The organism is Sporosarcina soli, assembly GCF_042655805.1.
GTDB classification, from domain to species: Bacteria; Bacillota; Bacilli; order Bacillales_A; family Planococcaceae; genus Sporosarcina; species Sporosarcina soli.
In genome coordinates this window covers 1,725,333-1,737,966 of record NZ_JBHSNO010000005.1, presented here as the reverse complement: position 1 = coordinate 1,737,966, position 12,634 = coordinate 1,725,333, and the positions used below count along the sequence as shown (strand labels likewise).

General features: G+C 44.0%; 10 protein-coding genes. 4 read left to right on the top strand and 6 right to left on the bottom strand.

The annotated features are described in order from the left end of the window. Positions 1-547: 547 nt before the first annotated feature. The 4 genes from ACFPRA_RS12315 to ACFPRA_RS12300 all read left to right on the top strand — a co-directional run bounded on the left by ACFPRA_RS12315 (position 548) and on the right by ACFPRA_RS12300 (position 3,896). Entirely contained in the window at positions 548-1,378 is an 831-nt protein-coding gene (locus tag ACFPRA_RS12315) for a YihY/virulence factor BrkB family protein (protein ID WP_381434723.1), read from the top strand. Then, positions 1,375-2,046 carry a response regulator transcription factor gene (locus ACFPRA_RS12310; protein WP_381434721.1) on the top strand — a complete coding sequence of 224 codons (672 nt, stop codon included), beginning with the start codon at positions 1,375-1,377 and terminating at the stop codon, positions 2,044-2,046. Before ACFPRA_RS12315 ends, ACFPRA_RS12310 begins: the two co-directional genes overlap by 4 nt. Then, positions 2,043-3,425 carry a sensor histidine kinase gene (locus ACFPRA_RS12305; protein ID WP_381434718.1) on the top strand — a complete coding sequence of 461 codons (1,383 nt, stop codon included), beginning with the start codon at positions 2,043-2,045 and terminating at the stop codon, positions 3,423-3,425. Before ACFPRA_RS12310 ends, ACFPRA_RS12305 begins: the two co-directional genes overlap by 4 nt. A 72-nt stretch (positions 3,426-3,497) precedes the next feature. Next, positions 3,498-3,896, top strand: a complete 399-nt coding sequence (locus ACFPRA_RS12300) for a hypothetical protein (protein ID WP_239392580.1) — start codon at positions 3,498-3,500, stop codon at positions 3,894-3,896. A gap of 39 nt (positions 3,897-3,935) precedes the next feature. Here the strand turns inward: ACFPRA_RS12300 and ACFPRA_RS12295 are convergent, their stop codons facing one another. The 6 genes from ACFPRA_RS12295 to ACFPRA_RS12270 all read right to left on the bottom strand — a co-directional run bounded on the left by ACFPRA_RS12295 (position 3,936) and on the right by ACFPRA_RS12270 (position 12,590). Continuing rightward, positions 3,936-5,033: an acetyl-CoA C-acyltransferase gene (locus tag ACFPRA_RS12295; RefSeq protein WP_381434716.1), complete on the bottom strand. Its 1,098-nt coding sequence runs from the start codon at positions 5,031-5,033 to the stop codon at positions 3,936-3,938. Continuing rightward, complete coding sequence (locus tag ACFPRA_RS12290; RefSeq protein ID WP_381434711.1) at positions 5,026-6,495, bottom strand: AMP-binding protein; 1,470 nt, start codon at positions 6,493-6,495, stop codon at positions 5,026-5,028. Before ACFPRA_RS12290 ends, ACFPRA_RS12295 begins: the two co-directional genes overlap by 8 nt. Before the next feature lie 15 nt (positions 6,496-6,510). Beyond that, entirely contained in the window at positions 6,511-7,062 is a 552-nt protein-coding gene (locus ACFPRA_RS12285; protein WP_239392583.1) for a biotin transporter BioY, read from the bottom strand. A 171-nt stretch (positions 7,063-7,233) separates the two neighbouring features. Further along, complete coding sequence (locus ACFPRA_RS12280) at positions 7,234-8,709, bottom strand: aminoacyl-histidine dipeptidase (protein WP_381434707.1); 1,476 nt, start codon at positions 8,707-8,709, stop codon at positions 7,234-7,236. 134 nt (positions 8,710-8,843) lie between these two features. Continuing rightward, on the bottom strand, positions 8,844-10,985 hold the full coding sequence (locus ACFPRA_RS12275) for a type IA DNA topoisomerase (protein ID WP_381434704.1): 2,142 nt from the start codon (positions 10,983-10,985) through the stop codon (positions 8,844-8,846). 285 nt (positions 10,986-11,270) lie between these two features. Beyond that, positions 11,271-12,590, bottom strand: coding sequence for a sigma-54 interaction domain-containing protein (locus tag ACFPRA_RS12270; RefSeq protein WP_381434898.1), 1,320 nt, complete (start codon positions 12,588-12,590; stop codon positions 11,271-11,273). Between the last annotated feature and the right edge of the window lie 44 nt (positions 12,591-12,634).

Genomic DNA, 12,634 nt, shown 5'->3' with positions numbered 1-12,634 from the left:
ACGTCGCCAGGCGTCAAGGTCATTGCCGATAGGTAATGGCTTTTTTTGTGTTTACAAATAGAAAAATAGACGTTGAAATGCAAAAACCTTAAAAGGGAAAGATCAAGCAATTACATAACGATCATCCTAACGCTTCAAGTGATCAAATATCTAGCTCATCGCTCAAAGTAACTTCTAAGTGATCAAACACCCGCTCTAGCGCTCAAAGTAACTTCCAAGTGATCAAACACCCGCTCTAGCGCTCAAAAGCCCTTCCGAATGATCAATCTCTCGCCACAGCGCTCAAAGTAACCTACCAGTGATCAAATTCTTCCACCAACGCTCAAAACCACTCTTAAGCAATCGTCTCCCCCGCCTCCTTTACTCAGACTCCTCCTTAAGCAAAACTTGCCCTATCATAAAAATGAGCAATTCAGTTTTCAAAATTAGTCATAGCATTCATCTAACGAGGGACGTCGAAGATCTTTAATTATTTAGTTTCCTCTCATATCCAGTTATCCCATAGCTTCGTTCAGAATAGGGTATATTGATGTCAGGAGGTGAATGAATGCTGATTGTAAAAAACGCGCTAATCCGCTTTTTCCAAGAACGTTTTTATGATCAGGCGGCACAGACGGCTTATTATCTTCTGTTGTCCATGTTTCCGTTTCTTATTTTCATCCTGTCCTTATTAAGTTTTTTCACAGTGAATGAAGAAATGCTTCTTACGTTTTTACGCCCATTTGCGCCGGATCAAGCGTTTAGGATTATTGAATATAATGTTCATGCGGTTCTTAATAAAGAGCAAGGGAAAGTGCTATATGTGAGCCTTATCGTGGCGTTTTGGATTTCCTCTATGGCCGTTCAATCGTTAGCGCGTTCACTTGATTTGGCAAATGGGACTGTGCGTAGGTATGCTTTTTGGAAAGTGCTGATCCGTGATTTAGGCGTGACGCTTCTTTTTATGCTCGTCATACCTCTTTCCTTGTTTCTTCCTATTATTGAAAATGCATTGCGAACAGTACTTACCCATTATGATACGATTGAAGAGTGGCAAGGGTGGTTGATTATTTGGCCGAATGTCAAATGGGGGCTAGGGACGTTATTTCTGTTTCTCTTTTTCCTGTTATTTTTTAAAGTCGTGCCGACCGGGAGAATGAAGCTCAAGGACGTTTTACCGGGGGCTCTCTTTTCAGCTATTGGGTGGCAGTTGTTTTCTTTTGTATTTGGAGACTATGTCTCAAATGTGGATTATACGCGGTTATACGGACAGTTGTCAGGAATTATTTTGTTGGTTACTTGGTTTTATTTCACGGCGGTGATCTTGTTGCTTTCGGGGTTATTGAATGCGGAAGGACGCAAGTTGTCGAAACGAAGAAAGGGGGCCAGAATTAGATGAAAATACTTGTAGTGGACGATGATCCGAATATATTGCAATTGGTCAATATCCAATTGTCGCAGGCGGGTTATACGGTATTAAAAGCCGTGGATGGAATGGAGGCCCTAGCGTTGGTGGAGAAGGACATTCCGGATTTAGCGGTGGTCGATGTCATGATGCCGAAGATGGATGGCTATACGTTGACGCGAGAGCTAAGGGCTCTGGCGGATATCCCGGTGTTGTTGCTGACGGCCAAAGGGGAATTGGAAGATAAGGAAAAGGGCTTTCTTGCAGGCGCTGATGATTATGTAGTGAAGCCGTTTGAACCGAAAGAGCTGTTGTTTCGCGTCAATGCCATTTTGCGCCGTTATGATAAGGCGGTCGATGTCTTTATCCAAGCGGGACCGATGACGATTAATCGCCAAAGCTATGAAGTGTCTGTCGGCAAGAAGGTGCTGCTCATTCCTTTAAAGGAATTTGAATTGCTGTCCGTTCTTGCATCCCGACCGAATCAAGTTTTCGCTCGGGAATTATTGTTGGAGCGGGTATGGGGCTTCGACTACGAGGGAGATGAACAGACGCTGAGTGTTCATATTAAGCGTATTCGCGACAAGTTAGCTACATTGACAGAGAAAGTGACAATAGCGACTGTGCGCGGTGTTGGCTATAAGCTTGAGGTATCCCCGTGAGATCGCTATACGGAAAATTTGTTTTAATTACGATGATGATTATGTGCGTGAGTGGGCTTCTCGCATTTCTTACGGTCAATACCTATTATCATCAGCAGCTGAAAGGAAAAAATGATGAAAAGAATATGAAGATCGCTATGCGAATGGCGTCTTACATCGAATCCGATAAGGATTTGAACCTATCCCTCTATTTGGAAACACAAGCGGCTGTTGGGTACAAGCTTTATGTAGTGGATGAAAAGCGGAATGCCGCTCTTTACGGAGAACCTTTTCGGATTAAAAATCTTTCAAGTGAAACGGTGGATCAGGTTTTGAAGGGCGAGCAGTATCACGGGATGAGGGACTTTCCGAGCGAGACTTTTGTAACGGGGTTTTTCTCGAATAAGTTAGCGAATACAGTCGGGGTTCCTTTTCAGCATGAAGGGGAGAACTATGCACTTTTCTTGCGGCCCGATATTAAGATGCTTTTCACGGAAGTACATAAACTCCTTGGGGGAATGGTCATCGTCATGGCGATAATCAGTTTGCTATCAATGCTCATTGTGGCGAAGAAACTGATCGATCCGATTACTGCATTGACTGTTGCGACAAAAAAAGTGGGAGAAGAACGATTTTCCGGAACACTTGATATCCACCGAAGTGATGAAATCGGGCAACTGGCGAAAAGTTTTCAACTCATGACGGAAAAATTGAGTGAAAATGATCGGATACGTAAAGAATTCATCAGTGATGTCTCCCATGATTTTCAATCCCCTCTTTTAAATATAAAGGGGTATGCGGAATTGCTGATGGATGAAGATCTGAAGGAAGCATCGCGGAAAAACTATGCGCAAGTTATCCAGTCGGAAACCGAACGCTTATCGTCATTGACGAAGCAACTATTGCTCCTCACTTCACTTGATCAATTATCTTCCCCGCTTCAATTGAAAACATTTGCTGTGAATGAGCAATTAAAAGAAGTGGTCCGCAAATATAGATGGTTAATAGAAGAGAAGGAATTGTCCTTATCGATGGAATTGGAGGAAGTTCCATACACGGGAGATCCCGCTTTTCTTGAAAAGGTATGGGAGAATCTGCTCCTAAATGCGTTGAAATATACGGAGGTTGGTGGAGCGATTGAAGTGCTATTAACCGACGGACCGGATCATTTGACAGTGAGTGTCCGTGATACCGGCATAGGGATGGACAAGGGTACCTTAGGACGTATTTTTGACCGCTTTTATCGTGCGGATGATTCGAGGACGCAGAAAACAGGGGGCACGGGGCTTGGCTTATCCATTGTACAGCAAGTCGTAAAACTGCATGCAGGGACGATTGACGTAACGAGTAAAAAAGGAGAAGGGTCAACGTTTACGGTGAGATTGCCGAAACTGTCATGACTCGTTCATCTTCCGTTCATGTTCGTTCATTAAGATAGAGCTATAAGATGAACAACAGAGGGAGAGTGCAATATGCAAGAAAAATGGAGTTTACGTCTCATTCGTATTTCAGCAATTTTTGGCTTAATCGGGACTGTATTGGGATCGCATATGGCGGGGGCGGGGTCGTATGCTTTCCGTCCCATCCACGCGCATATTTTGCTGGTAGGCTGGTTATCGATGTTTGCTTGGGGCGTTTTTTACCGACTCTATCAAGTGCGGGCTAAAAAGCTGATCGCATTCCATGGCTGGACGGCGATCATCGGGGCAATTGGCTTGACGACAGGGATGTGGCTGCAATTCCTGCAACCATTTGACGTCAATGCAACCTTTTCACTAATCTTCTATATCGTTGGCGGTACGATTTTGCTTGTCAGTTTCGCCGTATTCGTGCTTATTACATTTTTAACTGAAAAAGCAGGCAAACGATAAATCAAAATCCACTTCTTGACTTCCGGAAGTGGATTTTTCTTATTCTATCACTTCAAATAAAACAGCAAGCCCGACACCACCGGCACTTCCAATAGCCGCAAGTACGTAGCGCAAATCTTTTCTTCTTTGTACTTCATAAAAGAGCCGGGTGACAAGAATGGCACCGGATGCTCCGTATGGGTGTCCTGTCGTCAAAGCACCGCCCGAGACGTTCAGTTTTTCGTACGGAATCGAAAGTTCTTGCGCGCATGCAACGATCTTGGAGGCGAATGCTTCATTTATCTCGAATAAATCGATGTCTTCGATCGTTAATGCGTTTCGATCTAATAATGTGCGGATCGCCGGAACGGGGGAGATGCCGGGATAATGAGGGTGGATGCCGCTCACTGCACTGTCGACAAAACGCAAAATGGGCTTTCGGTTCAGTTCATGAGCCAATTTCTCACCCATGACGACGACGGCTGCTGCTCCGTCGTTAATACTGCAGCTATTGGCGGCTGTAACGGTGCCGGACTCTTTAGCAAAGATGGGTTTAGCCCGCTTCAGCAAAACAGCCATATTGCGTTCTTTTAAAAAGCACTCATCTTCGGTACGATCTTCAAATGCAATGATTTCGGGCTCGTATAAACCTTCCCGATAGGCAGCCCAGCTGCGTGTATAGCTCAGCATCGCATAGTCATCCTGTATTTCTTTCGTTAGGTAATATTTTTGTGCAACATGTTCAGCAGCTACGCCCATATCAGGGTCACCTATACGATCGGGTGAAAATCTAGCCCTTTTTGGGAACGGGGAAGTGCTGCTACTCTCCACGCCACCCGCGATATAGCAACTTCCCGCTCCTCCTTGGATAAAATGACAAGCTGTGCGGATGGCCTCCAGTCCAGCACTACATTGTCTGTCAATCGTCATGCCAGTGACTGACAAAGGAAGACCTGCTTCCAAGGCCGTCAGCCGGGCCATATTTCCACCGGGTCCGACAACATTCCCGAAAATGACTTCATCGATTTCCGTCTCAAGTCCATGGGCAAGATGTTGCAGAAGGGGGGCGGCAAGAAGATGGGGTTCGACGTCCCGGATCATGCCGTTTTTTCTTCCGACAGGCGTCCGTTTCGCTTGTACAATCACTGCTTTATTCATGGATAAGCGCCTCGACTTCGATGAATTGCTGAACCTGTCTCCGGGCAATTTTTCCGCTTGTCGTATAAGGGAGTTCATCGACGAAAAACCATTTACGCGGAATTTTGTATACCGATAATTTTTCTCTGCAAAGTCTTTTTAATTCTTTTTTAGGCGCACTGCCTTTTATTAGTGCAACGGGAATTTGTCCCCAGTACGAATCCTCCAAGCCAACGACTGCCACTTCTTCAACGGCTGGATGCTGCGAAAGAACCGCTTCGATTTCTTCGGGAAATAAATTCACACCGCCCGATAAAATCATATTTTTTTCACGGCCAATGACATACAGAAAACCGTTTTCATCCAGGTAGCCCATATCATCAACCGTCAACCATCCTTCTCCGTCCTCCATCGACTGAATCGTTCCGGTACGCGGCTCCAAGTAACCGGAAAAAAGCATCGTACTTCTGACAAATATTTTTCCGATTTCCCCTGCGGGAGCTAAATTTCCATTTTCAAGTCTAATTTGAATTTCTACGTTATGAAAAGGCAGCCCGACCGAGTTCGGTTTCTGTCTATTGCCTTCATCACTTAGAAACGTCACGAAGCTCAGTTCACTTGCCCCGTAAAATTCATACATCGTCAAATGAAGGAATCGTTCCCGGATCTTCTCTTTGGAACCTTCCTCCCATTTTGCTCCGGAGGAAATGATCGTCATCGGTTTCCGAATGAGGATATTTTCTTTTAAGATGGCCTCCACCATAGTCGGTACGACGAACATTGCTGTCACGGGGAGAGCATCCATCCATTGCAAAGCAAGTGTAGGCATAAAGCTTTCCATCACATAGATTGTCCCACCTGCATATAAAGTGCTGATCGCGCCATAAAGGAAATGGGAGTGGATGAGCGCACCTGGAATGAGGACGCCATCACTTTCATCCAGATGAAAATCTCGTTGATTGCAAGCGAAACTTTCCACCCAAGAACGATGGGAGCGGACAAAAGCTTTTGGTAACCCGGTTGTCCCAGAAGTGAAACCGAGGTAAAACGGTGTTTCTCCATCGACCGTTAATGCGCATGATGGCATACAGGTGCTTATTTGCTCTAAAGCATCATCCCATAGAATGATGTGTGCATTTGTGTTTGGGATGCGTTTCGCTAACTCTTTCGTGGTGATTAACACAGAAGGAGAAGAGACGGTGAGACGCTGTTCCAGTTCTGCTGGTTTCCATTTCGCGTCAAATGTGGCGGCAGTTCGACCCGCCATCGCAATGCCCGAAAAAAGTTGCAGAAAAACGATTCCGTTTGGCATGAAAATGCCGACTGTCGCACCGGTCCCCGTTATGGCATCGACCCAATTTGCTGTTTGGCAAACCATTTCAGACCATTCCCGATAATGGATCGTTTGAGATGTAGTGTGAATGGCAATTTTATCGGGATGCCTGGTTGCGTGATTTGTATAAGTTCCTGTAATGGTTGTCATATACTTGCCCCTCCTCTAGCTTGTAAGTAATCTTCGGTTGAAAACGGGGTAGGCTTGCAGTTTATAAACGACAAAAGAGGCAAGCGTCGCTTTGATGGCATCTCCAGGTAAATAGACAAGGCTCATTTTCATCGCAAGTAGCAAATCGATATTCATCACGAAAGCTTGTACAGGTACACCGAATAGATAAATGAGAAAAATGCCGATCGTCAAATTGGTCAATAAAACCGGTCCAAGCCGTAGCTGTTTGAAACGGGATTGAATATACCCGAGGCAAAATGCCGTGATCGGATACGATAGGATATACCCTGCACTAGGCCCTACGAAGACGCCTAGCCCTCCGCGTCCCCCTGATAAAAGCGGCAGTCCTGTGGCGACAAGCAGCAAGAAAACAATTTGGCTCATTGCCCCTAAGCGGGCCCCTAAAATGCCACCTGCCAGCAGCACGCCAATCGTCTGCATGGTGATCGGCACAGGCGTGAAGGATAGGAAAAGTGGAGGAAGTAAACCTAATGCCCCCATAATGGCAGCAAATAAAGCAACTTGTGTCATTTCACGTATATGCATAAGCCATCCCCTCGATAGATTGATAACTTCATATCGAATAGTGTAAACTTTCAAACCTCTTTGTGTCAACATGTTAATTTAATAAGTTTACCTAATGGGCAGAAAAAGGGTGCAGGTACTCGTATAATTCATGTCTCTCGAATTGTTTAAGTACTTGCACCCTGCATTTATCTACTTACCCCAACTGAAATCTTTCATTTCCTCAAGCACCGAAAGGAAGTATGTCCAATTATTCAGTGTGGAAGGAATGCTCAGGTGTTCGTCGGGTGTATGGACATTGTACATATCAGGACCGATCGAAATCGCATCTAACCCAGCGATCTTATCCATGAAAATCCCGCACTCAATCCCGGCATGTACGGCGATGATTTCGATATCGGTGCCATATTTCTTCTTGTAAACTTGTTCAAACACTTTTCGAATGGCTGAATGGGGATTATACGGCCACTCTGGATAATCGCAGTCCGTTTCAAACTGGCATCCGAGTGCATCTGCAAGCAGCTTGGATTGGTTGACGATATGGTCCTTTAAACTTTTTACCGAGCTCCTCGAATCACTTTCAAAACATATTTCAGCATCTGTCGTCGTCACAATCCCTAAGTTGGTCGAGCTTTCAACCAATCCTTCAATTTCCATACTCATGCTTTGAATCCCATTTGGAATTAACATCAGGGAGGCAATTGCTTTGGACATGGTGTCTTCCGAAAAAACAGTTGAGCGATCATGCTTGATGTTTTCCAGGGTGATGGATACATCAGGGTCAGACGTTTGCAGTTCATTTTTTAAGAGACGATTCCACTTGGCAATCGTCTGTTCCAGATTTCGGTGTGCATCCGAGTGGAGAAAAATAGTTGCACTCGTTTCCCGTGGAATGGCGTTTACTGCCGAACCTCCGTTGATTTGACAAATATAATAAGGAATTTTCGAGGATAGATCATCCAATAGTCTGCCCATGATTTTATTGGAGTTCCCCCTGCCTTTATCAATCGATATGCCAGAATGCCCTCCCTTTAATCCACCGATGCTAATTTTAAAAGCCTGTACTCCCGTAGGAGCCACTTCCCAAACAATCGGAAGCGTTTGCGTAATTTTTATCCCACCTGCACCGCTTACGAGCAGCTTGTGGTCTTCTTCTGAGTCAATGTTAATGAGAATTTTACCGTTAAAGTGAGAGGGGTCTATAGCCAAAGCCCCGCCCATCGTTGTTTCTTCTTCAGTTGTGATCACTACTTCTAAGGAAGGGTGGGGGATTTCCTCTGCATCCAACAAAGCAAGCGCATAAGCGACGGCAACGCCATTATCAGCCCCTAAAGTTGTATCTGTTGCGTAGAGCATGTCCCCGATAATCCGCAATTGAAGTGGATCGCTTTCAAAGTTATGGATAGTTCCTTCATTCTTTTCACAAACCATATCCATATGTCCTTGGATAATGACGGTCGGGATCTCTTCGTACCCGGGCGTAGCCGGTTTTTTGATGATGACGTTCAATGCTTCGTCTTGAATAACTTCTAAACGACGGGCTTGAGCAAATCGGACTAAATAGTCGCTAATCGCTTTTTCGTTCCCGGAACCTCTAGGAATCGCAGCTATTTTGGAGAAGTGGTAAAATACCGGGTGCTCTATCAATTCTTCTAATGTATTAGACAAAATCATCATCCTCACTTTGCAATATGAATCAACCTTCTTGTCATCTATTGTATTCCAAAATGAAGGAATATTCACTACGAGGAAAATGAAGAAGGACAGTCACCACTACTAAGGGAGACTGTCCTTTGAAAAGGTCATAAAAACTTTAACTCTAATTTTCCATTCACAAGTGCCAGACTGGCATCGAATTTATTCCCATTATTTGCGGTAAATCCTTTGATTACATTTGTTTTCCCTTTTGTACAAAGAAGTTTTACTTGTGCCTGGGTAAGCTTTTTCTTTAGGAATATCCCTGGGAAGGTCATCTTGCAACCATTTTTGTAAGCACTGCAACCGTAAAATCCTTTTCGTGCCACGATTGTACCTTGCTTGCAAGCAGGGCACGGCGCAACTTCCTTCGGGGCATAGGTCTTGGCAGTTCGGGATGCTTTTGGTGGCAGTGTGATATCGATTTTTTGCGCTTCTAATTGTGGCGGCACTTCTTTTAACAATTTGTGGATGAATCTTGCAATGCTTTCTAAGAAGTGTTCCTGCGTTCCTTCTCCATTGCCGATTTTTCGCAAATACGTTTCCCATTTGGCCGTCATCGATGGACTGGCAAGTAAATTTCCTTCGATGGCCTGACAGAGAATACGCCCTTTGTCCGTAATGGAAACGATGTTTTTCGTAACAGTGATATAGCCGTGCCGTTTGATCGTTTCGATGATCCCACTACGGGTCGCTTCCGTTCCGAGCCCTTCTACTTCTTTTAAGATTTCCGTTTCATCTTTATCCTCGACGAGCTTACCGCACGTCTTCATCATCGCAATGAGCTGACCTTCCGTATACGGTTTGGGTGGCATCGTTTTTCCTTCTTTGATTGCGATATTGCTTTCAACCGGTTCTTGTGCCCGAAGTGGAGGCAGGGAAGGCTCGTCCTTATCGCTTTCTTTTGCTGAACGGGCAAACAACGCTTTCCATCCTTTATCCCGTTCCGTTTTGCCGACAGTGAAGAAAGGCAGTCCATTGACATCGGTTGTCACTTTCGTTTCCGTGTACAGATAGTCAGTATGGAACATTGCGAGTGTCGTGCGGACGACTTCCTCGTATAAATTACGTTCGATGCCCGATAATCTATTGAGTACTGCTTGAGACGGAATTTTCTTCGTCGGAATGATAGCGTAGTGTTCCTGGACCTTTGAACTGTCAACGTAGCGCTTTTTCGGCGCGAGTGAGGCGACAGGGAAAGAATGACCGATGAGCTGTTGGTAATCGTTCACTTGAGCAGCGAGATAGGAAAACTCATTCTGCGTAATATGCCGGGCATCCGTCCGTGGATACGTCACAAGCTTCTTTTCATAGAGCCCTTGCATCGTTTTTAGCACATCTGCCGGACTTGTTTTCCAGAGCCGGTTCGCTGTTGCTTGTAGCGTTGATAGCGAATGGAGCTGTGGGGGCGGCGTCCGCTTATCAATCTTTTCGACAGATGTAATGATCCCGGGTGAGTTGGGAAGTATATTATGCTTTGCAAGCAGGTCCCGGATGATTTCCCGTTTCGGTTCTTTCGCTTTCGCTTTTCCTTTATATGTCCCGTGCTCGGCAGTAAAAGTCGCTTCAATTTCAAAAAACGGCTCGGAAACAAAGGTTTCAATTTCCTTTTGGCGTTGATAAATGAGGTAAACTGTCGGTGATTGCACACGCCCGATCGGAAACACTTCCTGAATACCCCGTGCTTTTAAAAGCAATGAATAGAGACGCGAGCCATTCATCCCGACAAGCCAGTCGCTGATTTGCCGGGCTTTTGCTTCTTCATACATAAGTAGATCTTTACGATTGTCATGCAGATTGGAAAAACCTTTTCGCACTTCATCGATTTCAAGTGAGTTGATCCACAATCGCTTAATTGTTTTACCTCTCGCGCCTGTTTGGTTGTATATACTGTAGAAAATATTTGATCCTTCACGATCTACGTCACACGCATTAATCACAACATCCGCCGCCAGAATGAATTTCTTCACAGTCTGAAATTGTGCATACTTGCCTTTCGCAATTTGGAATTCGTATCGTTCCGGTAAAATCGGCAAACTGCCAAGCGTCCAGCGGTTCCAACGCGCATCATACGCTTTCGGCTCTTTCAACTCGACAAGATGCCCGATGCCCCATGTAATAATGGCGCCATGGGGAAAGAGCTGACTTGGTGCCAGTTCAATATGTGTTTTTTGACGACTTTTTACGGTAAATGCCTCGGCATAGGCTTTTGCTTGGGATGGCTTTTCGGCAAGGATGACCGGTTTCATAGGGACACCTCTTTTCCTTAATGATAGAAACGTTAGTTCTATTATTATCGCATAGATGGGGGAGGTTTTCTATTTGGATTTGCTGGGGAAGGGGGGCTACTTGTATCACTTTTGTATAACTGTGGAAAACCAGATATTTATTGAAAAACTGGGTGCGTCAACACCCAGTCAATGCAGCTCACATACCGCATGAAGTGCGGTTGACCGGAGGCTGAAGAGTGTTTCTAAAAAAGTAACCACCTTGCTTTCTTGCCGGATAGCGAAGTGTTCGATTGGCTATCAATTTCAGTCATAACAATATTCCCTTATTAGTTTCGATGCTTGTGTTTGACTAATTTGTAAATCACTTGCCACCCTTCGAGAACTGCCATACTTTTTATATGACTTTTTCACCATTTGTTCTTTCACTAAATCGATCGCTTCTCTCAACGTAGTAGGTGAATCTTGATGTACTTGTTCGATTTGGCGGTACATTAACTCCGGTAAGTCCTCCACATCAATGACTTCATCGCTTGTAATGACTAATCTTTCCATGACATTTTCAAGTTGTCGAATATTTCCTGGCCAAGAGTATTGCGTAAACAACTCTAAGCATTTTTCTGAAATCATTTTATTCGTTTCGTACATGTCATTAAATTTATACAAAAATTTATACGTTAATGGAATAATATCCTCTTTTCTCTCTCGAAGTAACGGCAATTCAATATCGATCACATTTAAACGATAAAATAAATCTTCGCGGAACTGTTTTTTTTCTACCATTTCAATAAGCTTTTGATTCGTCGCTGCGATAATACGAACATTCACTTTTTTCTCTTTGGCACTACCAATCGGAATGAATACCTTATCTTGAATAACTCGAAGAAGTTTTGCTTGAAGGGGTAAAGACAACTCCCCTATCTCATCTAAAAATAATGTACCTTCTTCCGCTGATTCAATTAATCCAATTTTACCATCCTTATTTGCACCCGTGAAAGATCCAGCACTATACCCAAATAATTCGGCTTCTAACAAATCTGCTGGAATCGCTGCACAATTAATAGTTAAGAATGGATGAGGTTTACGATTACTAGCATTGTGAATATGCTGCGCGAGCACTCCCTTACCAGTTCCTGAACCCCCTTGGATTAAGATCGTCGATTCGGTTTTTGCGACTCTCTGTGCAAATCGAAGTATTTCCTTTACCTTTATATTATTTGTCATCATCGCCGATTCGAATACATTGGGTTCTCGGTTGGGATCTTTCTCATTTTGCTGCGCCAATTTTAGCATTTTATAGTTTTGCAATTCTTGAGCTGTCGTCACAACTAATTTAATTTCATTATCCTTATTTAAAATAGGTATAGCAGATGTAAGCAACTCAGCACCTAAGATAGTCGTTTGTTTAATGAAGATGGGCCTTTTCTTTTCGTATATTTCAGGAAGTACAGACGGTGTCCAATACCCCTCGTTAAATAATTCATCGCTAAATCTTCCGATTACATCAGACTTCTTCAATCCGTAATGCCGCTCACATACATTATTCACAAAAATAATTCGTTTATTTTCATCAAGAACAAAAATCTCATCTGACGAATAATCTAAAATTTGGAGCAATGCCTCCATTTCAAGATTAGTAGATAAATTAGCAAACACTTAAAAAACCTCCC